This window comes from Mesorhizobium sp. RCAM 05104 (assembly GCF_059683645.1).
The window spans coordinates 6,958,984-6,982,684 of the sequence record NZ_CM185033.1 but is presented as its reverse complement, the minus strand read 5'-3'; the positions used below and the strand labels follow the sequence as shown (position 1 = coordinate 6,982,684).

The following is a 23,701-nucleotide window of genomic DNA, read 5'->3' as shown; positions in this document are numbered from 1 at the left end:
GATCACAGGACACCACCATGACGCTCTTACCCTTTCAATCTGCCCAACCGGCCGCGAACCGTGTTCCCGAGGTCACCATCGATTTCTGGCTGATCAAACTTATGGCCGTGACCATGGGTGAAACGGCGGCGGACTACCTCGCCGTCAATCTTGGCCTTGGGCTCACGGTGACGTCGCTGATCATGACCGGTGTCCTGTTGGTCGCCCTGGTGTTTCAGTTCGCGCAGAAGCGCTACGTTCCTTGGGCTTACTGGTTGGCTGTCGTGCTGATCAGCGTTGTGGGCACCCTGGTGACGGACAACCTTGTCGACAATTTCGGCGTTCGCCTCGAAACGACGACAGTCGCGTTCAGCGTCGTCCTGGCTGCGACATTCGCGGTCTGGTATGCCAGCGAAAGGACACTGTCGATCCACACCATTTACACCACGAAACGCGAAATCTTCTATTGGCTGGCGATCCTCTTTACGTTCTCGCTGGGGACCGCAGCGGGGGATCTGGTCGCCGAAACCTTTGATATGGGCTATCTGACCACCGGCCTGTTGTTTGGCGGCGTAATCGCGCTGATCGCCTTGGCCTACTATGTCTTCAAGGTGAATGGGATTCTCGCCTTCTGGCTTGCCTATATCCTGACGCGGCCACTTGGCGCCTCGTTTGGTGACTTGCTCTCGCAACCGCTCGAATACGGCGGCTTGGGCTTTGGCACCACCTCAACAAGCTTGATCTTCCTTGGCTGCATTGCCGGGCTTGTCCTCTACATGAGCATGAAGAAGGACGCCGACCCGCTCGGCGAAGGCATTGGCGAAACGGAATAAATCCGCGCTAGACCTACGCTGACCCAACAATAGAGCGGCAATCCCCATTGTAGCAAAGAATCGAGCAGCATGTCATCAACCAATATAATATTATGACACTAAGCAATATATATTTGGAAGGTCGTTGCAATGCGAATTCTAATTTTAGAGGATGACAGTAGGACATCCCAATATATAGCAAACGGCCTGTCGGAGGCCGGTCACATGTGCGACATCTTGGTTGACGGACGTGATGCGCTCTTTGCGGCCACCCGCGACGCCTACGACGTGATTGTCGCCGACCGGATGGTTCCCGGCCTCGACGGCCTCTCGATGATCAAGGCGGTACGTGCCGCTGGCGTGCGGACCCCGACGATCTTCCTGACGTCGATCGGCGGCGTCGACGACCGGGTCGAAGGTCTCGAAGCTGGTGGCGACGACTATCTTGTCAAGCCATTCGCCTTTTCCGAACTGCTTGCCCGGATCAATGCGCTTAACCGGCGGCCGGCGACTCAGGAGCAGAAGACCACCTTGCGGGTCGCTGATCTCGAGATGGACCTCATCATGCGCCATGTTACGCGTCATGGCCAGACGATCGACCTTCAGCCGAGGGAATTCAGCCTGCTGGAAGTACTGATGCGTGGCGAAGGGCGGGTAATCACACGGACCATGCTCCTGGAACGAGTCTGGGACTTCCATTTCGATCCCAAGACCAGTGTGGTCGAGACCCATATCAGTCGGTTACGGACCAAAATCGACAAACCCTTCGAAACCCAGCTCGTCCATACGGTGCGCCATACCGGCTACAGCCTGCATGCCTAGCCTCAGGCTCTTTCGCAGCACGCCTTTTCGGCTTGCGTTGACGTTTGCATTCTTGTTTGTGCTCGCTTTCATCGTCTCCGGCGGCATCGTTTATCGCCTGATGAGTCTCGACCTGGCCGACCGGCTCGACGAGTCCATCAGGGAAACCTATTCGGTCGTCGCGGAAACGTATGCCGCGAACGATCTGGAGGATCTGATTTCCACCGTCGACAGCCACTCGCAGATCAGCACGAAAAAAGAACAGCTGTTCTCACTCACTAGCCCGGGTGGCAATCATCTGGCCGGAAACTTCATCGCGACAGCGCTTCGCGATGGATTTTCTATAGTCAGCGCTCAACTGCCGGGGTTGGCGCCGGATAGTCGGTATCGTGCCTATTCAGGTTTGGTCGGGGGAAACAAGCTGACGGTTGCCTTCAGCCTGTCTGAAACCGAGGAGCTGGAGACCATCCTCCTCATGAGTTTCGGCTGGGGAACGCTCATCATCACAGGTCTGGCTGTGATCGGCGGCGCCCTGCTTGCATCTCGCGTCCAGCGCCGACTGGACGGCATTGCTGCAACGATGGTGGACGTCTCGCATGGTCGGCTTGACGCCCGCATTCCCCTCACTGGAAACGGGGACGATATCGACATTGTGTCTGCTCAGGTGAACGCCGCTCTCGACCGCCTGTCAGCGCTTGTCGACGGTATGAAGCAGGTCAGTGCCAACATCGCGCATGATTTGAAGACGCCTTTGAACCGCCTCCAGATGATTTTGAACGCGGCATCCGAGAAAACGGCATTGGGCCAGACGGTTGGGGATGAACTGGAGGAAGCGCTGGACGAGAGCGCCGAGATTAACGCGACCTTTGATGCGCTGCTTCGTATCGCACAGATCGAGGCTGGCGCGCGCAAGGCGCGGTTTGCAGACCTGGATCTCAACAGCGTTATCGACGCTATTGTTGAGGTCTACGCCGACGTTGCGGAGGATGACGGCAAGTCGCTGTCGACAACGCCTCTACAAGCCGGGGGAGCCCAAATCCATGGAGATAGGGAACTTCTGACCCAAATGTTCGCCAACCTGGCAGAAAATGCGCTGCGGCATTGTCCCAAAGGTACCGTCATCCAGCTATCGACATCGCGGCGGCCGGGTCGCATTCTCGCAACTGTCAGCGATAACGGACCAGGTATTCCATCCGAAGAGCGCGAAAAGGTGTTTCAGAGGCTCTACCGGCTTGACAACAGCCGCTCCACGCCCGGGAGCGGTCTAGGATTGAGCCTCGTGCGGGCGATCGCTGATCTGCATGGCGCCACCATAGCGCTTGAAGACTGCGGACCGGGCCTGGCAGTCATCGTGAGCTTTCCAGCAGCGGAATAGCCGATTGTGGAGGCACTGAAGCCGCGTCAGAAAGCTTACCGATCCGTATAAGAGCAGCGACTTCGCTGTAAACTCGATGCCGTAGATTGACCTATTGCCCGTTCAATTGGAAAGGCCGCAACAACTATGAAACGTATTTCTCCAACCACCCGCACTCTGCCTACTTTGACGCTCGCCATGGCCTTGGGAGCCATGGGGGTATTCTTCCCCGCCATCGGCGCCCAGGCAGCAGCCGCCGCTGAAAAGGCTGTCCCCACGGAAAAGAACCCTCCCGGAGATATCCCGGATTCCCAGGTCTTCATCGACTACGCCTCGCCGCTGGGTTTCACGATGAAGGTGCCAGAGGGCTGGGCGCGGTCGGATCATGCGGACGGCGCAAGCTTCATCGATAAGCTCGACGGCGTCATTGTTTCTGCATCAAAGGCAGACGCCGCGCCGACGGTCGAGAGCGTCAAGGCAACGTCTGTTCCGGAGCTGGAAACGGCCGAACGCGCCGTCAAGGTCACTGCGGTCAAGCAGGTCAAGCTGCCGGCGGGTTCGGCGATCCGCATCGTCTATACGTCCAATTCCGAACCCAACGCCGTCACCAACAAACAAATCCGGCTCGAGAACGAGCGCTACCTCTATTTCAAGGACGGCAAGCTCGTCACGCTCGAACTCTATGCGCCCAAGGGCGCGGACAATGTCGATCAATGGCAGCTGATGTCCAACTCGTTCAAGTGGAAGTGACATGCCTATCCTTGTAGCGCATGAGCTCTATCGGTTCTTCCACATCGGGGATGACGAGACCGCCGCACTGCGCGGCGTCAGTTTTCAGCTGGCGGCGGGCGAGATTGTTGCGCTAACCGGGCCGTCAGGGAGCGGCAAGTCCACGCTTTTGTCCTGTTTGACCGGTCTGGACGAGCCCGATGGCGGCCATGTAGAAGTGTCCGGAGTACGGCTGACCCGGCGGTCGGAAGCCGCGCGCACGCTCATTCGTGCGGCCAGTTTCGGCATCCTCCTGCAGTCGGGGAACCTATACGGGCATCTGACCGTCGAACAAAACCTTCGCTTCCAGATGCTCCTGGCCGGAAACCCGGACGAAAAACGACTTGCCGCCCTCCTGGAAGGAGTCGGCCTTTCGCACCGTGCAACGGCATTTTCAACCCAGCTTTCAGGTGGCGAAACGGCGCGTGCCGGTCTCGCCGTGGCACTGGCCGCCGACCCCCCCATTTTGATTGCCGATGAACCAACCGCCGAAGTCGATCGCGAGACGGAATCCAGGCTCATCGGCCATTTCGAGGCGCGACGCGAGGCGGGATTGGCAACCCTGCTGGCAACGCACAGCGAAGCGCTGGCGCATCGAGCCGACCGGATCGTCAGGCTGAAAGACGGGAGGATTGTCAGGTGAGTGAGACACTCGTTGTTGGCAAAGGCCTCGGCCGAGACTTCCGCGATGGCAACGCCGGCCTGGTTACGGTCCTGGCCAATGTCGACTGCGAGATCGTCAGTGGTGCGCGCATTGCTTTGGTTGGACCCTCCGGCAGCGGCAAGTCCACCCTGCTGCATATTCTCGGCGGACTGGACAAGCCGACAACGGGCACTGTGGAATGGCCCGGCCTCGGTTCGTTCGAGGAACTCAGGCCACGCTGGATCGGATTCGTATTCCAGACCCCCAGCCTGTTCCCAGCGCTCACAGCGGTTCAGAATGTCGAATTGCCGCTGATATTGGGCGGCAAAGCCCCCGCGGACAATGCCACGGCGATGTCGCTTCTTGACTCCTTTGGCCTTGGCAATGTCAAGGACAAATTGCCGGAGGAGTTGTCTGGAGGACAGGCACAGCGGGTAGCAATGGCTCGCGCCCTTGCCATAGGACCAAAACTCATCCTGGCAGACGAGCCGACGGGGCAGTTGGACAGCGTGACAGCGCAACTCTTCTTCGACGTTATTCTCAAGAGACTGGAAGGCACAGACGTGGCCCTGGTCATCGCGACACATGACGAGGCGGTGGCCGCCCGGATGGCGACGCGCTGGACAATGGATCATGGACGGCTTGTTAGTGGTCGTCGCAGGAACGAGGCGGCATGATATATCTCCTCTGGGTCCGTGGGATACTCGCCCGCCGTTTCCTACGTGTCGCCGGCTCTACAGCCGGCGTGGCACTGGCAGTCATGCTTCTCGCTGTGGTGGGCCTGTTCCTCGTCAACGCCAGTAATTCCATGACGGCCCGGGCCATCTCGGCTGTCCCGATCGACTGGCAGGTTCTAGTGATCCCAGGGGCGGATCCGGACCTTGTTGGCAAGGCGTTGATTGATACCGCGCGGGTGAAGACTGTCCACCGCGTCCGCTATGCCGATGTCGCAGGTTTTGAGGCGCAGACGGGAGGCACAACACAGACCACGGGACCGGGACAAGTCATCGCCTTCGACAGCGGCTATTTAAAGGACTTCCCGGCGGAAGTGCGGCCACTTGCCGGGGATGCCAACGGCGTGCTGATCGCCCAGCAAACGGCGGCTAACCTTCACGTTGGCCCTGGTGACACGATCTCGATCGAGCGGATCGGGCTGCCCTCAGTAGACGTCAAGGTCGCCGGTGTGATCGATCTGCCCGATGCGGATTCCCTGTTCCAGGCGGTGGGCTTGCCGCCTCAGGCAGCTCCCCAGGCGCCACCGGACAACGTGCTCATCCTGCCGGAGCAAGACTGGCAGCAATTGTTTGATGCTCAGCAGAAAACGCGACCTGACACCGCCAGGCTGCAGTTACATGTGCAACTTGCTCACGCCATGCTACCGCCCGACCCGGTCTCGGCATACAATTTCGTTACCGGCGCGGAGAAAAATTTTGAAGCGAAGGTCGCGGGTCAAGCCCTGGTCGCGAACAATCTCGGTGCCCGCCTTGACGCCGTCCGCCAGGATGCGCTCTACGCCTCCGTCCTGTTCCTGTTTTTGGGCCTGCCCGGCATCGCACTGGCCGTGGTCCTAACCTTTGCCGTGACATCGTCAGGCGCCGCACGCCGGCGCATCGAGCAGGCCCTGCTCCGTGTTCGCGGCGCCACGACCCGCAGAATCATGGCCTTGTCGGCCACCGAGGCCGCAATGGCGGCGATCGGCGGCACCGGGATCGGGATTGCTGGCACAGTGGTCTTCGGCATTCTGGCTCCCGGCATGCTCGAAACAACATCGGTAAGCGTTCCGATGCTGGTTTTTGTCGTGGGCGCGGGATTGTTGCTGGGCTTCACAGCCTTCCTGTGGCCAGCCTGGCGCGATGCGCGTTGGAGCACGGTAAGTTCTGCCCGTCACGCCGTCGTCCGAACAGATGCGCCGCTCTGGCAGCGCCTGTGGCTGGACATCGTCCTGCTTGCCGCCGCCGGGCTGTTCTTCTGGCAGTCGGCGAGCACCGGATATCAGATCGTGCTTGCGCCTGAAGGCGTCGCCGCAACAGCGGTCGACTACAAGGCGTTCATAGCGCCGGCGCTGTTCTGGCTGGGCACAGCCCTGCTCACTATCCGCCTGTCGGCCTCAATCATCTCGCGCAACGGCGTCATGTTGCAAGGTATCGTCAGGCCAGTCTCTGGACCACTTGCTTCCATCGTGTCGGCCGCATTGTCGAGACAGCCGCGGCGCTTGACCATCGGCATCGCGATGACCGCGCTGGCGATATCCTTCGCCACGTCGACCGCCATCTTCAACACCACCTACAACGCACAAGCCCGCATCGATGCAGAACTCACCAACGGATCCGACGTCACTGTGTTCGGAACGTCGGACAGGCCGGCAGGGACACATTTGGGCCTCTTGGCGACATCGCCAGAAGCAGCCGCGGCGGAGCCCATGCAGCATCGCTTCGCGTATGTCGGGGCGGACTTGCAGGATCTCTACGGCATCAATCCCGGGCGCATCGAACGCGCAACGAACCTATCCGATGCCTATTTCAGCGGCGGCAGCGCGATCGAGATCCTGCAACGCCTTGCCGCGTCGCCCGAAGGCGTGCTCGTGTCGGAGGAGACCGTACAGGATTTTCAGCTCCAGCTAGGCGACACGATCAATCTGCGGCTCATGAACGCACGAGATCACCAGTATCATCCGGTTCCGTTCAAGTTCATTGGTGTGGCGCGCGAATTTCCGACCGCGCCGAAGGATCCGTTCCTCGTCGCCAATGCCGCCTATGTAGCCCGCATGACCGGGTCGGATGTGTCCGAGTACGTGTTGATGAGAGCAAAAGGTGATCCGCTCGCGCTTGCACGACAGGCCTCGTCGGCAGTCGCTATCGACCCGTCTTTGAAAGTTTCCGACATCAGCCAGGCGAAGCACCTCATCGGTTCGAGCCTCACCGCCGTCGACCTGGGCGGATTGACGACGATCGAACTTGGGTTTTCTGTCGTCATGGCGGCAGCTGCGGCCGGGCTGATGTTGGCGCTGGGGTTCATCGAACGCCGCCGGAACTTCGCCATTTTGAGCGCCGTCGGCGCCAAGCCCCGGCAACTGGCCGCGTTCCTTTGGAGCGAGGGCCTTCTCATTGTTGTCGGCGGCATCATATTCGGTGTGGCTTCGGGTCTCATGACGGCATGGATGCTGGTCAAACTGTTGACCGGCGTGTTCGATCCTCCGCCCGAGGCGCTTTCGATTCCATGGACCTACCTAGCAATCGTGCTCAGTCTTGTGATCGCATCGGTCGTCATTGCGGTCTTGTCGGCGAGGCCCTCGCCCGGGCACGACGCCGAGCACCTGCGGGATATCTGACAGCCTATGCTTACCCAATTGTAATGCAGCGGCCATCCCCCTGAAAACTCTCAAGCCTAGGCTCACGCCATCCTCTCAAGGTGAGAGAGATGATCCGGAAGCCGAGCTACTCCGGATCGCCCTAGCTGCCGCCTGGGCTCAAGGCCCGTTGCGGCATCACAACCCAACAAGGAAATGAAAATGAAGAAATCAGTCATCGCTACCGCTATGATCCTGGCAGTCGCCACCTCAACGGGAGCCTTTGCCAAGGCAACCACCGGCACGATCACCAGCGTCGACAAGAATGGTGACTCGATCACGTTGTCCGACGGGCGGACTTTCACCCTCCCGGAAGGCATCGAAGCCGAGACGCTGAAAGTCGGTGAAAAGGTGAGTGTCACCTACACTACCAAGGCCGGCAAGCTGTCGGTTTCAAGCATTCATCAGGCCAAGTAGGCCTCACAAAACAAAAGACCGGGTTGGCTCTGCCAGCCCGGTTCCTCTCCTTGAAGGGCAGCCGGATTCGCCCATGTCTGGGATTTACCTATCGCTTACAGGATCCCTGTTGCAATCCGGTCAAGCCTGTTGCCTTCCCGATAGAGCGCGGACACTAGCGCGGCGGCACAGATACCCGTGAGCGCTCCGCCAAGGACATCCGTCATGTAGTGTGTCCCAACGAACAGCCGGGACCAGGCAACAAGGACAGCTATTGCGGCGAAGACGAGCGCACGGCTTGGCAAGGCTTGAAACGCAAAAGCAGCAACGATCGCGAAGGCGGCGGTCGCGTGATCCGAAGGGAACGACCAGTCAGCGCTGGTAGGGATTATGAGATGGGTGACTCCAGCCTCGTAGGGCCGCATACGGTGCACAAAAAGCAGGATAACCTGGTTGGCGCCCAGCCCGGTCAAGAACGACAGTCCCGCAACGATCGCCGCATGGCGAACATGCACCCGGTCCGTCTTGCTCCACCATTGCAAGGCTACGCAGGCAATTAGAAATGGGACACCAAACGTCGTCACCCCGACCATCATCTTGTCAAGTTCGGGGCTGGTTCCCGCTGCCGCGTTGATCCATTGCGTAATCGCCACGTCCATGAAATTGCCTTGTCGTCGTTTTTTGCCAATCAGGAGACCCATGAACGAGCATAGTGTCCATCAGATTTTCGAGGTCAGCCTGCTGCTCAAGGGCGCACACGCGCTCATTGAATGCGTAGGCGCCGTCGTACTGGCGTTCGTCAGCACAAACGCGATCGTTTCGCTGGCCAACAGCCTGACACCGGAAGAGCTCGTAGAGGACCCCCAGATTTCATCGCCAGCCATCCGATGGTGCTGGCGAGCAACGTCTCGGTCACTACCCAGGATTTTTACGCATTCTAACTTCTCAGTCATGGGATCGTAAAAATCGCCCTCGTGATCGCTTTGCTGAAAAACCAGTTATGGGCATATCCGGCATCGTTGATAGTCCTGGGGTTGCTTATTGCCTATTGGCATGAATACCGTCTCGTTAGGCTTCACAAAATGGCGGCCATTGGCAAAAAGGCTAGGCAGGCATATTCCGCATGCATGGTCGCCGCCGGGCTTTGTCGAAGGGCCTGCCGTATCCTGTCAGGTATTGCCGGGCCGACACGCATCGTCAGCCGCCATTGTGGGTGCCGACTATGCCTGACTCGCCGAGCTTGGTCAGTGGCACGAACGACAAGGTGCCTCCCTGATAGATGTCCGATCGCGCGACAGTGAAGCTGCCGTCCGCGGCCTGCTTCTTGGTGACCTTAAGCACATGCTGGGCGCCGGGCGGTCCGACTGGGATGACCATTATGCCGTTGGGCCGCAGCTGCTGCAGCAGCGGTGGCGGGATGTGGTCGATGCCGCAGGTGACAATGATCCTGTCGAACGGCGCCTCTTCCTTCAGGCCGTAATAGCCATCGCCCGTATGGGTCGAGATATGCTTGTATTCGGTGTAGCCGTCGGCGATGAGCCCGTCATAGATGCCGCGCGTGCGGGCGGCCAGCTGCTTGATGATCTCGATCGAATACACCTTGTCGGTGAGATAGGAGAGATAGGCGGACTGGTATCCAGAGCCGGTGCCGATCTCCAGCACCTTGTCGCCTTGGCGCACGTCGATGGAATTGGTCATGCGGGCAACCGTATGCGGGCCGGTGATGGTCACGCCATAGCCGATGTCGAGATAGTGCCATTCATAGGCGCGCGCGATGTTCGCCTTGGTGACGAAGCGCTCGCGTGGGGTCAGAAGATAGGCGCGCTTGTTGCGATCGTCCCACACGTCCTTGTGGACTATCAATTGTTCGAGACGGTCCCAGCGTTGTCCCAGGAAACTAGCCGTCTCACCACGGTTCTTCTGCATCCACTGGATGTAATCAGCCTTGCCCGACAACGGAGGGCCATCGGTCAGCGGCGCCTGGACCTTGGCCTCGGCGTGGGTCGAGAAGGCCGCGCAGACCAGCCCTCCGGCACCGTAGAGCATCAATTCGCGTCGGCTGAGCACCATGGCGTTTGACCCTTCCAGAGCAGCGAACCGTTGACCAATGCCGCAGCTCCATTGTCCACTTCCAGCATTGGATGTCCTGCCACGGGGTTCCACCTTGGGACTCGATGCTGTGGGCCGCGTCGCCTAACCTTAGGGGTATAGAAATCATCCGGACAGTTCCGACGGTACAAGACATACATAGGACGGTTTGAGGCTAGATTGCCTGCACAATACAAAACTGTAAGGTTTGGCGCCATTCCTGGCCGCCACACGCACCGCACTTTACACGCGAAGGCACTATTGTATTTGCCAATCGGCTGTGGGCAGCGGACGCCGTGGGAAGTACGATGAATGGGTCTGGGGAGGTTTCTTTAGACACCGAGACGAGAACGCCCATGGCGAAGGTCGCGCTTCTGATCCCCCGCCGGAAAGCGCAATCCCGAAGGCCCAGTGTCTGGAGAGTCCTCGTGTCGCGCGCGATCTAGACTTGGCTGTCACGCTGCACGCCGACGATAGCAAAAGAACGCCCCTCTCGATAGAGGGTCGCACGATGTAGCGGCCTCCCGACTCACCCCCCCCCGCGGTGAGCGGCCGTCTCGGATGATCAAGTTTGTACCGCCGCGTGGCTGGACCTCCCAATCTCTTTCATAAGCGCGCTCAATTCGGCTGGAGGCGCAAGGCAGAAAGTTCGAAAAGCTTCCAAGAACCCCAGGCAAACTGGACGCCGCGGCGGACAATGAGGTTCACGGATATCCCGGCGAACATCCGCATCGGAGCGGCCAAAATCTCGGCAGAAGAGCGTCCGAAAACGGGCTTTCGGCGGCTCCTTCGCGGGAACGAAAAAAGAAGAGAAGCAGAACTTTCGTGTGCTCGTTTTGCACACAAAATCCCGTAACTAGCTGATTATGCTTATTTATCTGCCCCATCCATCATGGGTGCAATCGCTAGTTGCATATCTGACATTTGCGTTCGTTACCTTTTCGAGCACCAGCCGTCCAGTCAAATTTGCCTCTGCGCCACCGAAGCTCGAAGGTGAGAAGAGCCCTTCCGTCAAACGCTCATCGTCCGCCCGTTCCAAGATGCTTGACGTCGGCAACCAACATCAGCAGGGCGAGACTGCCCACAACTGCACAAGCAGCGCCAAAGAGAAACACGGCGGCGTGGCCGACCCCGTCCCAGAGCCATCCGGCGACAAGGCTGGCTACCAGACCGAACAACCCCACCGTCGTGTTGTAACAGCCGACTCCGCTGGCGCGAAGCTGCTCCGGCACGTGGTCGCTCGCCAACGCTTTGCCAACGGAGCGGAATATCCCCTGATAGAGCCCGTAAAACACGAAGAGCACCGCGATCAGGGCGACGTGCCGGGTCAAGGCGAAGCCGAGATAGGTGACCAGGAAGATGGCGAACGCCAGGAGCAGGATGTTTCTCCTGCCCAATCTGTCCGATAGAAACCCCGCCGGGTAGGAGACCAGCGCAGCGACAAGGTTGAAGCCCGCATAGATCAGGATCGTCGCCGTCAATGAGGCGCCGATATCCTTGGTCTGCAGGATCAGAAAGGCGTTGCTGGAATTGCCGATGCCGAACAGGGCCGTCGCCAGGAGATACTTCCAGTAGGCCCTGGGAAATCGTCTGAAGCTGACGTCGATCTTCGCTTTCGCCATCAGCTCGACGGGCCGTTCCTCGACGAGAAGGACCATCAGGAAGGCGAGAAGACCTGGAATAACCGCGAGATAGAAAATCAGGCGCGTGTCGAGATGCCATACGATGAGCAGCAAGACAGCGAGCAACGGCCCCAGGAACGCGCCCGCGTTATCGCCAACTCCTTCGAGCCCGAAGGCCCTTCCCCTGTTCGCCTCGTCCACGGAGGAGGCGATAAGCGCATCGCGCGGGGCCGAACGGGTACCGGTGCCGAGCCGATCTAGGAATCGCCCGCCCAGAACGCCTTGCCAAATCGTGGCGACGCCCATAACTGGCTTGCCGATCGCGGCCAGCAGGTAACCCGCCAGGGCGATGGGCTTTCTCCTTTGCAGCTTGTCCGAGAGCGAGCCGGAAAAGCCTTGGACGATGTTCTGCGTCGCGTCAGCGACGCCCTCCACCAAGCCGACCACGCTCCCGCTGGCCTTCAAGGTCTGCGTGAGGAAAATCGGCAGGACCGGATAGAGCATCTCCGTCGAGATGTCCGCGAACAGGCTGGCCAAGGCCAGAAGAAACGTATTGCGCGAGAGCCCGGCGAAGAGTTGATGCCTCGTTGCAATGGCCATGGCTTGCTAACTCCGGCTTTTTCCTGATCATCTCCAGCGAGCAGGTGCGTGTTCGGGTCCTGCGATCCCGCGCCCTGATCCGCACGAACAAGCGGTCGACCTAGTGGAGCAACGGTCCGGCCGTCGTCATGTCAGCCATTTGCGATGGTCCCGCGATCACGGTCCGGCTGCACCCGCGGGTTGCTGCGCTCCGAAGCACGGCCGGAACCCTGTTGACCAAACAGACGCGGCGGTTTGACCCAAATCATTGCGAATGCTGCTGCCAAGGTGTGAAATTACAGCATGGGAGATAGTATCGATGCTGATCCGCACACTGTCTGCATTGGAATGCACGAAATTGCTGACGTCCAATCGTGTCGGCCACTTGGCATGTGCCAAGGACGGACAGCCCTACGTCGTGTGCTTCAACTACGCTTACGCCGATTATCACCTTTATGCGTTCTCCTTGCCGGGGAAGAAGATCGACTGGATGCGGACCAATCCCCTTGTGTGCGTCCAGATCGACGAACACGGCCAGGGGCGAGGATGGAGAAGCGTGGTAGTCGACGGCCGCTTTGAAGAACTGCCTGACCGGGTCGGCCACAAGCTTCAGCGCGATCACGCGTGGTCAGTGTTGAGCAAGCATGCGGACTGGTGGGAGCCAGGTGCCCTCAAGCCTGTAATGCCTCCCGTGTCAGATAGCATACCGCACGTTTTCTTCCGGATCCTCATCGAACAGGTGTCTGGCCGGGAAGCGAGTGACCGGGAAGCAAGCGAGTAGGCTGTCCACCGTTTGATGCATGCGCCGAACCACAAGTGTGGATTGCGTCGACACGATTGTTTTCAGTCTTTGAATTGCAGGCGCGCCGCCGATCGGCTGCATCAGTTCGGCGTGAGGATGCCTTGTGCTCCCCGGCGCGTGGCCAGTGGCAAGGGGGCTATAGAATCGTGCGAAAGCCCCGGCTCCGGGCCGGCCCATTTGCCGTTCTCACCGGAGGCGCACAACAAACCCTGCCGCAGCCATCACGGGCGCAGCCTTCGAACTCAACAGAATTCGGCGCCTACCGCCTCAACGCGTAGATGTTTTCGATATGGTCGCCACCGACGGGCAGCGCCATGTCGTCGTCCAGCAGGCGGGTGATGCGGGCAAATCCGGTAAAAGCCTTTCTCGCTTCCTCGGCCGACATGTTGCCGGACAGCGCAGCGGAGCAGCAATTCAAGGCGCACTGATAAACCGGTCCGCGCCGCCCCGTTGGCCACTTACGCAGGAACACCATCGCTTCGGCAACGCTGTCGACTTCCTGAACTGGGTACCCCACCCCGGACGCAAGGCGCACGGGCGTGAAGAAATGCAAGCGGTCCATATGTTTCCTCCCGGTCGATCGCCCTCCGCTCGATCGAACCCCATTAAACTCCCGGATGGCCATTTGGTTCCAGAGAAAAAGAAAGATCCGCTTAAAAAAGATTGGTGGCAAGAAACGGGCAGCCTTCGGCCCTTGTTTCGGCAAATTCGAATCGCCATTGCAGGCATGCCAGCACCCAGCTTACCCCTGCTGATAAGCTCGGTTCTGATTGAATATCTTTAAGGCCAAAGCCGGCAAATGGGTTGGTTGCCGGTTCCCCTGCGTCAGGCTTAACTTGCGCGGCCAACACGCGGAAGCGCGTGGCCATCAAGGGGAGGACATCGCAGTGATCATACAAGGCGCATCGCCTGACCTGTACAACGAGGATCTCGCTCCGGCGACGGTCCGCAACTGGGGACCATTCTCGATCTTCAACGTCTGGACATCGGACGTCCACAGCCTCTGGGGCTATTATCTCGCGGCCAGCCTGTTCCTGTTCTGCGGCGGCTTCGTCAACTTCATCATCGCCATCGGCATCGGTTCGCTGATCATCTATGCGCTGATGAACATGGTCGGCTATGCCGGGGTGAAGACCGGCGTGCCCTACCCCGTGCTTGCCCGCGCCTCTTTCGGCATCTGGGGCGCCAACATACCGGCGCTGGTGCGCGCCATCGTCGCCTGCTTCTGGTACGGCGCCCAGACGGCCGCCGCTTCCGGCGCCATCGTGGCGCTGTTGATCCGCTCGCAATGGTTTGCCGACTTCAACGCCAACACGCATTTTCTCGGCCATTCCGGGCTGGAGGTCATCTGCTTCGTCGTCATTTGGGCGCTGCAGTTGCTGATCATCCAGCGAGGCATGGAGACAGTGCGCCGTTTCCAGGACTGGGCGGGGCCGGCGGTCTGGGTGATGATGCTGATCCTGGCGGTCTATCTCTGCGTCAAGTCCGGAACCTTCGCCTTCACCAGCGATATCCCGATGGACGTGCTGAAGGAGAAGACCAGGGACGCAGGTGTGCCTGGAGAACCTGGCTCGTGGACCGCGCTCTTCGCGGTGGCCGCGATCTGGGTCACCTACTTCTCGGCGCTCTATCTCAACTTCTGCGATTTCGCCCGCTACGCACCCGACCAGGCGTCGCTGCGCAAGGGCAACATCTGGGGCCTGCCGGTTAACCTCATCCTGTTCTCGCTGGTTGCCGGCGTCACCACCATAGCCGCCTATGACGTCTACCACGAAGTGCTGCTGCACCCCGACCAGATCTCGGCCAAATTCGACAGCTGGTTCCTGGCCGCGCTGGCCGCCCTGACCTTCGCGGTAGCGACGCTCGGCATCAATGTCGTCGCCAACTTCGTCTCGCCGGCCTTCGACTTCTCCAACGTCTTTCCGCGTCAGATCGACTTCAAGAAGGGTGGCTACATCGCGGCACTGATCGCGCTTGTGCTCTATCCCTTCGCGCCATGGGAAGGCAGTGCGGCCTCCTTCGTCAACGTCATCGGCGCGACGATGGGACCGATCTTCGGCGTGATGATGGTCGACTACTATCTGATCCGGAAGGGCGAGGTCGACGTCGAGGCGCTTTATCGCGAGGACGGAGAGTTCCGTTTCCAGGGCGGCTGGCACGTCAATGCCTTCATCGCCGCTGGCATCGGCGCCATCTTCTCGTCGATCCTGCCCAACTTCACCAACTGGCTGCCGTCCTGGTGGGGCGTCTATGGCTGGTTCTTCGGCGTCGCCATCGCCGGCACCATCTACTACGTGCTGCGCACCGCCGCCGTGGGCGCCGGCGCCAGGACAGCAAAAGCCTGACAGGCATCGTAAGGGGCGGCGCAATGCCGCCCCTTATGCGCCAACCATCTCGGCCAGTTTGCGCACAGTGTTCCAGTTGCGCGAGGTGCCGATGCCCAGGCGCCTGCGGCTTGTCGCCGTCAGAAGCCGTGAATTTGGCGTGGCGCGGGAGAAGAAAATCCAGATGTCGCCGCCGACCGCCTGCATCTTTTCACCCACGCCGACATAAGATCTGAGCGTGGCGATGGCTTCGTCGGGCACCGGCTGCCGCATCACCCGAACCGCCACCTGATCCGCCGCCGCGGCCGATTCGTCCGCGAACGGATTGCCGGCCGCAAGCCTCAGCCAATCGGCCGCGCCGCGTACGATGATGTCGACATGGCGGCCGAAGGCACTCTCGAAGGCTGCTTCCAGCCGTTCTTCAAGGCCGGCGATTTCCGTCACCGGTGCTTCGAAGACCAGATTGCCCGTCGCCACCAGCGTACGGACATTCTTCAGGCCAAGGCCTTCCGCCATCGCCTTGAGGTCGGACATGACAACTCGGCGCCCCTCGCCGAGGATGATGCTGTAGAGAAGCGCGACATAGGTCTGCATGAAGCGCGGTCTCGCCTGGCCGTGCCTAAACCAGGCGCGATTGCTCCACCGCCGCCTCGATGAAGCTGGCGAACAGCGGATGTGGATCGAGCGGCCGGCTTTTCAGTTCCGGGTGATACTGCACGCCGATGAACCAGGGATGATCGGGGTATTCGACCGTTTCCGGCAGCACGCCATCAGGCGACATGCCAGCAAACACCAGACCGCAATCCTCGAGCCGCTCCTTGTAGTCGATATTGACCTCGTAGCGGTGGCGATGGCGCTCGGAAATCTGCGTGTCGCCATAGATGTCGGCGATCTTGGACCCCTTGGCGAGCTCGGCCTGGTAGGCGCCGAGCCGCATCGTGCCGCCGAGATCTCCGGTTTCCCGGCGCTTCTCTAGCATGTTGCCCTTCAACCATTCGGTCATCAGGCCGACGACCGGCTCCTTGGTCGGGCCGAACTCGGTCGACGAGGCTTGTTCGACACCGGCCAGGGAACGCGCCGCCTCGATGCAGGCCATCTGCATGCCGAAGCAAATGCCGAAATACGGTACCTTGCGCTCGCGCGCGAATTTCGCCGCCAGGATCTTGCCTTCGGAGCCGCGCTCGCCAAAGCCGCCGGGAACCAGGATGCCATGCACCTTTTCCAGCCACGGCGCCGGGTCTTCCTTTTCGAAGATCTCCGATTCGATCCAGTCGAGCTTGACCTTGACGTGGTTGGCCAAGCCGCCATGCGAGAGTGCCTCGATCAGCGATTTATAGGCGTCCTTGAGGCCGGTATATTTGCCGACCACGGCGATGGTGACCTCGCCTTCCGGATTGTGGATGCGGTTGGACACTGCCTGCCAGGGCTCCATGCGCGGCTTAGGCGCCGGATCGATGCCGAAGGCGGCGAGCACTTCCGAATCGAGCCCCTCCTTGTGATAGGCCATGGGCACGTCATAGATGTGCGGCACGTCGAGCGCCTGGATCACAGCACTTTCGCGCACATTGCAGAACAGCGACAGCTTGCGGCGCTCTTCCTTGGGAATGGCGCGGTCAGCGCGGACCAGCAGGATGTCGGGCGCGATGCCGATGCCGCGCAGTTCCTTGACCGAATGCTGGGTCGGCTTGGTTTTCAGCTCACCCGCCGTCGGGATGTAGGGCATCAATGTCAGATGCACGTAGACGGCGTTGTTGCGCGGCAGGTCGTTGCCGAGCTGGCGGATCGCCTCGAGAAACGGCATCGCCTCGATGTCGCCGACCGTGCCGCCGATCTCGCAGAGCACGAAATCATAGTCGTCATTGCCGTTGAGGACGAAATTCTTGATCTCGTCGGTAACGTGCGGAATGACCTGCACGGTCGCGCCGAGATAGTCGCCGCGCCGCTCGCGCTCGATGATGTTCTTGTAGATGCGGCCGGTGGTGATGTTGTCTTGTTGATTGGCGGAGCGGCCTGTGAAGCGCTCGTAATGGCCAAGATCGAGATCGGTCTCGGCGCCGTCATCGGTGACGAACACCTCGCCGTGCTGGTAGGGCGACATCGTGCCCGGATCGACATTGAGATAGGGATCGAGTTTTTTGATGCGTGCGCGATAGCCTCGCGCCTGCAAGAGAGCCCCAAGGGCCGCTGCGGCAATGCCTTTTCCAAGTGAGGAAACCACGCCGCCTGTGATGAATACATATCGCGCCATGGGAGTCATCGCTTAACGCGGCCGGATTGATTCCGCCAGAGAAAAAACCACCGCGAAGGTTTTTTCCCAAGAAGGCGCCGAAGTGGTGGACGAGGCAAAACAAAAGGGCCGGCAAGGCCGGCCCTTTTGGCATGATGGATGCAGGCGTCAGATGATGACGACCTTGGTGCCGACCTTGACGCGGCTGTAGAGGTCCATGACGTGCTCGTTGATCATGCGGAAGCAGCCGTTCGAGGCGCTGGTTCCGATCGACTGCGGCGCAATGGTGCCGTGGATGCGCAAATGCGTGTCCTTCTTGCCGTCGTAGAGATAGATGGCGCGCGCGCCAAGCGGGTTCTGGCCACCGCCAGGCATGCCATCCTTGTACTGGGCGTAGTGCTTCGGCTCGCGCTTCTGCATGTCCAGGGTCGGGATCCAGCGCGGCCATTCCTGCTTGTCGCCGACCGCGACCGTACCCTTGAACTGCAGGCCTTCGCGGCCGACCGCAATGGCGTAGCGGCGAGCCGTCGAAGATGATTCGACGAGATAGAGGCGCCGCGCACTGGTGTCGATGACAATGGTGCCGGCATCATAGCCGGTGAATTCAACGTCCTGCGGCACGAATTCCGGCTTCACCTTGAACTGCTTCTTGGCTTCCCTCTTGGCGAGAGCCTGGTCGAGAGCACGAGTCTCTGGAAGCAGCGACATCGAGGAGGAAGACGAAGTGCCGCCGAAGAGGCCGGCGAACAGGCCGCCGGTCGGCTGCTTCTGGCCGACGACCTCGCTGCGCAGTTCGCCGTTGTTGCCGGTCAAAGCGACATTCATGGCCTCGGCCGGCAGAGGCTCGGCCGACTGGATCGGTTCGATCGGCTCAATCGGCTCGATCACCTTGGCGGTCTTCTTGGCTGGTTTGGCGTCAGCAACCTCGGTTGCAGACTCTCTCTGGCCCTTCTTGGCCAGGAATGCCTGCCGTTCGGCGTCGGCCTTGGCCTTTGCGGCTTCGCGCATCGCCAGCTTCCTGGCTTCGAGCGCCTTGGCTTTGGCGGCTTCCTTGTCGGCAACGATCTTGGCCTCGATCTTCTTAATCTGGGCGAGATCGTCCGGGGTCGGGTTTTTCTTCTTCTTGAGAAGCTTCAGTTGCGCCGCATCACTCTTGGCGGCGACGTTGATGGCATCGGTTTTATCAACCGACTGATGTGCGGCCATATTTGCCGGCATGCCGGCGAAGGCCGGGGAACTGATGCCGAGTGCGGCGCAAAGTCCCAGGAAAATGAAGCTGCGAAGCTGCATGGCGAAGATCCGATCGTTCAATGCTTGTTGCCCACGGCGTCGCCCGGCGCCCCCCAAGGACGCCGAAAATGCCGCGCGCAATCTATAGTCGAATAAGCGCGGACGTCTCAAGCGCGAGGCCGCGCCGCAGCCGCTCGAATCTTCGTGATCATGCTGCATTTGCCGCGACTGTGTTCAAACGACAACAGGCCGCGGCAGCAAATGTCGAAGGTTACTGGTTCGGAACCTGCGGGGTCGCCGGTGCTGCAGGAGTGGCGCCGTTGGCCGCCGGCGGCGTCGAACCGGCGGCAGGGGCCGTGGCCGGAGCAGTCGCCGGAGGCGTTGTGGCCGCGTCGTTGCCGGAGGGTGGCGTCGGCTTGGCGTTGCCAGCGGGCGCCGGAGTGGTCGTGCCAGGCAGTTGGTTGAGCACGCCCTTGCCAGCGCCGTCCGAGCTCGCCGGCACGCGGTCGAGGATGTCGATTGGCTTCTCGCCGTAACGGGCGACGATCGACAGTGTCAGCGACGTGACGAAGAAAGCCGCCGCCAGGATCGCCGTCGCGCGCGTCAGCGCATTGGCCGCACCACGCGCGGTCATGAAGCCCGAGCCACCACCGATGCCAAGGCCGCCGCCTTCGGAGCGCTGCAGCAGCACCACGCCGACAAGGGCGAGCACGACCATGAGATGGATGACGATCAGTACGGTTTCCATAGTTTATCCTGGCAAGGCCTTGCCCGGCCGCGGACACGACCGGTGAATTGGAGGCGGCTCAATACAATGCTTTGACGGCATTTCCAAGCCCGTGGCCGGAATATGGGAAGCAACACCTGCTTTGCAACGATTTCCAGCGCCATCAGCCCCGTTCGGCGCGGTCGATATCCCTAGGAGATGTTGCGATAGGCCTCGGCGATGCCGAGGAAATCCGCCGCCTTCAGGCTGGCGCCGCCGACCAGGGCGCCGTCGACATTCCTGACGCCGAGCAGTTCAACCGCATTGGACGGCTTGACCGAGCCGCCGTAGAGAATGCGCATCTTCGCCGCGACGCCGCCAAGCTTTTCCGAGAGCTTTTCGCGGATATGTTCATGCGCTTCGGCCACATCGGCGGCGGTCGGCGTCAGGCCGGTGCCGATCGCCCACACCGGCTCGTAGGCGATGATGGTGTTGGACGTGGTGGCGCTCGGCGGCACCGAGCCGGCGACCTGCCGCGACAGCACCTCGAGCGTGGCGCCGGCTTCGCGCTGTTGCTGCGTCTCGCCAATGCAGATGATGGCCACAAGTCCGGCGCGCCAGGCGGCGGAGGCCTTGGCCTGGACCGTGGCGTCATCCTCGCCCCGCTGCTCGCGGCACTCGGAATGGCCGACGATGACATGGGTCGCGCCGGCATCCTTCAGCATTTCGGCCGAAATACAGCCGGTATAGGCGCCGCTTTCGTTTGTGTGACAATCCTCACCGCCAGCATGGACCGGGGTGCGCGACAGGATCTCGGCGGCGTGGGCAAGCAGGGTCGCCGGAACGCAGACCAGCGCTTCGGTTTCCGCATCAAGCCCGCTCATGAAACCATTGCCGATCATCCTGAGCTCGTTGAGCGAGGCGCTGGTGCCGTTCATTTTCCAGTTGCCGGCGACGAGCGGGCGAATTCCTGGCGTCATGGGTTTGCTTCTCCGGGCGATATTCGGCTCTGGCCCTCACTACCAAAATCAGGCCACAAAGCAATCGACAGTGGACCGGAAGGGCGCTATTGCGCTTGTTTCAGACTCGGCGCACGCGAAAATGCGCATAAATCGGAAGTAACGATGCTTGGTATATTGAGAAACGCGGCAGGCACCTGGGTCGCGAAGACGCTGCTTTCGCTGCTGGTGGTCAGTTTCGCCGCCTGGGGCATTTCCGGACGGCTGATGGGCGGTTTCGCTGGCCATGATTCGGTGATAACCGCCGGCGGCACCAAGGTGTCGATCAACGAATATCGCCTCGCCTATGATCGCCAGCTCAGCGTCATGTCGCAGCAGTTCGGCCAACGTCTCACCCACGAGCAGGCAAAGGCGCTTGGCGTCGACAATCAAGTGCTGGCACAGCTCGTTTCAGGTGCCGTTCTCGACGAACAGGCGCGCAAGCTGGGCCTCGGCCTGTCCAAGGACCGGCTGGCCGAGCTGACGCGCGAGGACCCGGCGTTCAAGGGACCCGGCGGCCAGTTCGACAAGAGGACATTCGAATACATGCTGCGCCAGATCGGCATGCGGCCTGAGGATTATCTGAAGAACCGTGCCCAGGTTGCGGTACGCCAGCAGATCGTCGAGGCGGTCTCGGATGGCCTTAAGGCGCCGGACACCTTCTTCAAGGCGGTTGCGCTCTATCGCGGCGAAGATCGCACCGTCGACTATCTGACCTTGCCGAAGACGCTGGTCGAGCCGATCGAGGCGCCGAGCGACAGTGTGCTGTCGGCCTATTTCGAGGCCAACAAGAAAACCTACGCCGCACCCGAGTACCGCAAATTCTCCTATGTCCGGCTCGAACCGGCGGACATCATGGATACGACCGCAGTCACCGACCAACAGGTCAGCGACGACTACAACAAGAACAAGGCGCGCTACACCACGCCGGAGCAGCGCACCATCGAGCAGCTCGTGTTCAAGACGCCGGATGCGGCAAAGGCCGCGTTCGATTCGCTCAAGGCGGGTGCGACCTTCGACAAGCTCGTCGCGGCCGAGGGCAAGACCCCGGCCGATACTCTGCTTGGCACGCTCGCCAAGGACAAGATCGCCGACAAGGCGATCGCCGACGCGGCTTTCGCGCTCAACGCCAACGAAGTCAGCCCCGTGGTTCAGGGCACCTTTGGCCCGGTGCTGCTGCGCGTCACCGAGATCAAGCCCGAAGTGGTGAAGCCGCTGGCTGAAGTGTCCGACCAGATCCGCAAGGACCTGGCGCTCGGTGAGGCAAGCCGCATCCTTCTGGATGTGCACGACAATTATGAGGACACCCGCGCCTCGGGCAGTTCGCTGGCCGACGCCGCCGCCAAGCTGAAGCTCAAGGACGTCACCATCGACGCCATCGATCGCAGTGGTCTCAAGCCGGACGGCTCCATCGTCAAGGACCTGCCGGAATCACCGGAGCTGATCAAGGCCGTCTTCGACGCGGAACCCAACACTGAGAACGACGCTCTGACCACGGCGGACAATGGCTTCATCTTCTATGAGGTCAGTTCGATCACGCCGGCGCGCGACCGGACGCTGGACGAGGTTCGTCAGAAAGTCGCCGCCGACTGGACGGCGGCCGAAACGACCAAGCGGCTCGCCGCCAAGGCAGGTGAACTCGAAAAGCGGCTCAAGGCCGGCGCCACGCTCGACGTCATCGCCGGCGACCTCAAGCTGGAAAAGCAGACCAAGCGCGGCTTGAAGCGTGAGGCCGACGATGCCGACTTCGGCAAGGAGGGCGCCGCGGTCATGTTCGGCGTCGGCGAAGGCGGCACCGGATTGATCCCCTCGCCTACCGGCGATGGACAGATCCTGTTCAAGGTCGCCGAAGTGTTCGAGCCCGCGGGCGCCGAGGCAAGCTCGGTGCCGGAAGACGCGCAGAAGTCCTTCACCTCCGGCATGTCGGACGATCTGCTCGACCAGTTGGTGGCGCAGTTACAGACGCAGTACGACGTTCGCATCGATCAGGCCGCCGTTGCCCAAGCCTCGACAAGATGAGCGCGCTGAAAACCCATATCGCCAAGGTCGCGGGCGGGACCGCCCTTTCCTTTGAGGAAGCGCGTGAAGCCTTCGACATCATCATGTCGGGTGACGCGACCCCTGGCCAGATCGGCGGCTTCCTGATGGCGCTTCGCGTGCGTGGCGAGACGGTGAGCGAGATTTCCGGCGCCGTCGCCACCATGCGCGCCAAGATGCTTCGCGTCGACGCGCCCGCCGGCGCCATCGATATCGTCGGCACCGGCGGTGACAATTCGCACAGCGTCAACATTTCGACCGGATCGGCCTTCGTCATCGCCGGCAGCGGCGTCCCGGTCGCCAAGCATGGCAATCGCGGCCTCTCCTCGCTGACCGGTGCGGCCGATGTCCTGACCGCGCTCGGGGTCAAGATCGACATTCTGCCGGAGACGATCGGCCGCTGCATCCACGAGGCCGGCGTCGGCTTCATGTTCGCACCGGCGCACCATCCGGCGATGAAGCATGTCGGCCCGATCCGTGGCGAGCTCGGCACACGCACCATCTTCAACCTGCTCGGCCCGCTGTCCAATCCGGCCGGCGTCGTCAGGCAGATGGTTGGTGTGTTCCTGCCGGAATGGATCATGCCGGTCGCCGAGACATTGAAGGCGCTGGGCACCGAACATGCCTGGGTCGTTCATGGCGACGGCTATGACGAAATCACCACCACCGGCGAGACGCAGGTGGCGGAACTGATCGGTGGCGAGATCCGCAGCTTCACGCTGACGCCTGAAGCCGTTGGGCTGCCGCGCCACACCAAGGATGAGTTGCGCGGTGGCAACGCGGCCTACAACGCTGGGGCTTTGCGCGATATGCTCGGCGGCGCTGCCGGCGCCTATCGCGACACCGTGCTGATGAATGCCGGCGCCGGACTTGTGGTGGCGGGCAAGGCGACGACGCTTGTTGACGGCATAGCGGCGGCGGCGCAGGCCATAGACAGCGGCCGGGCGCTGCAGGTGCTCGACCGGCTGATCGAGATTTCGAACGGATAG

The 23,701-nt window shown here is 61.0% G+C and carries 22 protein-coding genes; 12 read left to right on the top strand and 10 right to left on the bottom strand.

What is annotated here, in order from left to right; all coding sequences use genetic code 11:
* Window positions 1–17 precede the first annotated feature (17 nt).
* The 8 genes from AC56QP_RS34070 to AC56QP_RS34035 all read left to right on the top strand — a co-directional run bounded on the left by AC56QP_RS34070 (window position 18) and on the right by AC56QP_RS34035 (window position 8,120).
* On the top strand, window positions 18–812 hold the full coding sequence (locus tag AC56QP_RS34070) for a COG4705 family protein (RefSeq protein ID WP_489861562.1): 795 nt from the start codon (window positions 18–20) through the stop codon (window positions 810–812).
* A 129-nt stretch (window positions 813–941) separates the two neighbouring features.
* Window positions 942–1,613, top strand: a complete 672-nt coding sequence (locus tag AC56QP_RS34065; RefSeq protein WP_489861563.1) for a winged helix-turn-helix domain-containing protein — start codon at window positions 942–944, stop codon at window positions 1,611–1,613.
* Window positions 1,606–2,967, top strand: coding sequence for a HAMP domain-containing sensor histidine kinase (locus tag AC56QP_RS34060; RefSeq protein WP_489861564.1), 1,362 nt, complete (start codon window positions 1,606–1,608; stop codon window positions 2,965–2,967). The genes AC56QP_RS34065 and AC56QP_RS34060 overlap by 8 nt, the downstream gene beginning before the upstream one ends.
* A 165-nt stretch (window positions 2,968–3,132) precedes the next feature.
* On the top strand, window positions 3,133–3,696 hold the full coding sequence (locus AC56QP_RS34055) for a hypothetical protein (RefSeq protein WP_489861565.1): 564 nt from the start codon (window positions 3,133–3,135) through the stop codon (window positions 3,694–3,696).
* Between the two features lies 1 nt (window position 3,697).
* On the top strand, window positions 3,698–4,357 hold the full coding sequence (locus tag AC56QP_RS34050) for an ABC transporter ATP-binding protein (protein ID WP_497100908.1): 660 nt from the start codon (window positions 3,698–3,700) through the stop codon (window positions 4,355–4,357).
* Entirely contained in the window at window positions 4,354–5,034 is a 681-nt protein-coding gene (locus tag AC56QP_RS34045; protein ID WP_489861567.1) for an ABC transporter ATP-binding protein, read from the top strand. Before AC56QP_RS34050 ends, AC56QP_RS34045 begins: the two co-directional genes overlap by 4 nt.
* On the top strand, window positions 5,031–7,685 hold the full coding sequence (locus AC56QP_RS34040) for an FtsX-like permease family protein (protein WP_497109010.1): 2,655 nt from the start codon (window positions 5,031–5,033) through the stop codon (window positions 7,683–7,685). Before AC56QP_RS34045 ends, AC56QP_RS34040 begins: the two co-directional genes overlap by 4 nt.
* 180 nt (window positions 7,686–7,865) lie before the next feature.
* The gene (locus tag AC56QP_RS34035; protein WP_489861569.1) at window positions 7,866–8,120 is read left to right on the top strand and encodes a DUF1344 domain-containing protein; all 255 of its coding nucleotides are present in this window, start codon (window positions 7,866–7,868) and stop codon (window positions 8,118–8,120) included.
* Between the two features lie 95 nt (window positions 8,121–8,215).
* Here the strand turns inward: AC56QP_RS34035 and AC56QP_RS34030 are convergent, their stop codons facing one another.
* The 3 genes from AC56QP_RS34030 to AC56QP_RS34020 form a co-directional block, all read right to left on the bottom strand.
* Complete coding sequence (locus tag AC56QP_RS34030) at window positions 8,216–8,758, bottom strand: phosphatase PAP2 family protein (protein WP_489863452.1); 543 nt, start codon at window positions 8,756–8,758, stop codon at window positions 8,216–8,218.
* A 538-nt stretch (window positions 8,759–9,296) separates the two neighbouring features.
* Window positions 9,297–10,169: a protein-L-isoaspartate O-methyltransferase family protein gene (locus AC56QP_RS34025; protein WP_489861570.1), complete on the bottom strand. Its 873-nt coding sequence runs from the start codon at window positions 10,167–10,169 to the stop codon at window positions 9,297–9,299.
* A gap of 1,037 nt (window positions 10,170–11,206) precedes the next feature.
* A complete protein-coding gene (locus AC56QP_RS34020; RefSeq protein WP_489861571.1) occupies window positions 11,207–12,409 on the bottom strand; it encodes an MFS transporter in 1,203 nt (400 codons plus the stop codon).
* A gap of 298 nt (window positions 12,410–12,707) precedes the next feature.
* Between AC56QP_RS34020 and AC56QP_RS34015 the strand changes: the two genes are divergently transcribed.
* On the top strand, window positions 12,708–13,169 hold the full coding sequence (locus AC56QP_RS34015; protein ID WP_489861572.1) for a pyridoxamine 5'-phosphate oxidase family protein: 462 nt from the start codon (window positions 12,708–12,710) through the stop codon (window positions 13,167–13,169).
* 280 nt (window positions 13,170–13,449) lie between these two features.
* Here AC56QP_RS34015 and AC56QP_RS34010 read toward each other — a convergent pair whose 3' ends face one another.
* Both AC56QP_RS34010 and AC56QP_RS34005 read right to left on the bottom strand, forming a co-directional pair.
* The gene (locus AC56QP_RS34010; RefSeq protein ID WP_489861573.1) at window positions 13,450–13,752 is read right to left on the bottom strand and encodes a DUF982 domain-containing protein; all 303 of its coding nucleotides are present in this window, start codon (window positions 13,750–13,752) and stop codon (window positions 13,450–13,452) included.
* 91 nt (window positions 13,753–13,843) lie between these two features.
* The gene (locus AC56QP_RS34005) at window positions 13,844–14,062 is read right to left on the bottom strand and encodes a hypothetical protein (RefSeq protein ID WP_497100909.1); all 219 of its coding nucleotides are present in this window, start codon (window positions 14,060–14,062) and stop codon (window positions 13,844–13,846) included.
* Window positions 14,063–14,077: 15 nt separating this feature from the next.
* Here AC56QP_RS34005 and AC56QP_RS34000 point away from each other — a divergent pair, with 15 nt between their 5' ends.
* Window positions 14,078–15,535, top strand: coding sequence for an NCS1 family nucleobase:cation symporter-1 (locus AC56QP_RS34000; protein ID WP_489861575.1), 1,458 nt, complete (start codon window positions 14,078–14,080; stop codon window positions 15,533–15,535).
* Between the two features lie 33 nt (window positions 15,536–15,568).
* Here AC56QP_RS34000 and AC56QP_RS33995 read toward each other — a convergent pair whose 3' ends face one another.
* From AC56QP_RS33995 to tpiA, 5 genes are all read right to left on the bottom strand, one after another.
* The gene (locus tag AC56QP_RS33995; protein WP_489861576.1) at window positions 15,569–16,108 is read right to left on the bottom strand and encodes a DUF1697 domain-containing protein; all 540 of its coding nucleotides are present in this window, start codon (window positions 16,106–16,108) and stop codon (window positions 15,569–15,571) included.
* A gap of 25 nt (window positions 16,109–16,133) precedes the next feature.
* Entirely contained in the window at window positions 16,134–17,771 is a 1,638-nt protein-coding gene (gene pyrG / locus AC56QP_RS33990) for a CTP synthase (protein ID WP_489861577.1), read from the bottom strand.
* Window positions 17,772–17,909: 138 nt separating this feature from the next.
* Complete coding sequence (locus tag AC56QP_RS33985; protein ID WP_489861578.1) at window positions 17,910–19,031, bottom strand: L,D-transpeptidase; 1,122 nt, start codon at window positions 19,029–19,031, stop codon at window positions 17,910–17,912.
* Window positions 19,032–19,242: 211 nt separating this feature from the next.
* Window positions 19,243–19,719: a preprotein translocase subunit SecG gene (secG, locus tag AC56QP_RS33980; protein ID WP_489861579.1), complete on the bottom strand. Its 477-nt coding sequence runs from the start codon at window positions 19,717–19,719 to the stop codon at window positions 19,243–19,245.
* A gap of 170 nt (window positions 19,720–19,889) precedes the next feature.
* Window positions 19,890–20,657, bottom strand: a complete 768-nt coding sequence (gene tpiA / locus AC56QP_RS33975) for a triose-phosphate isomerase (protein ID WP_489861580.1) — start codon at window positions 20,655–20,657, stop codon at window positions 19,890–19,892.
* A gap of 144 nt (window positions 20,658–20,801) precedes the next feature.
* On the opposite strand from tpiA, the gene AC56QP_RS33970 reads away from it, so the two are divergent.
* Both AC56QP_RS33970 and trpD read left to right on the top strand, forming a co-directional pair.
* Window positions 20,802–22,694 (top strand): SurA N-terminal domain-containing protein, encoded by a 1,893-nt coding sequence (locus AC56QP_RS33970; RefSeq protein ID WP_489861581.1) that lies wholly within the window; start codon window positions 20,802–20,804, stop codon window positions 22,692–22,694.
* Complete coding sequence (gene trpD / locus AC56QP_RS33965; RefSeq protein ID WP_489861582.1) at window positions 22,691–23,701, top strand: anthranilate phosphoribosyltransferase; 1,011 nt, start codon at window positions 22,691–22,693, stop codon at window positions 23,699–23,701. Before AC56QP_RS33970 ends, trpD begins: the two co-directional genes overlap by 4 nt.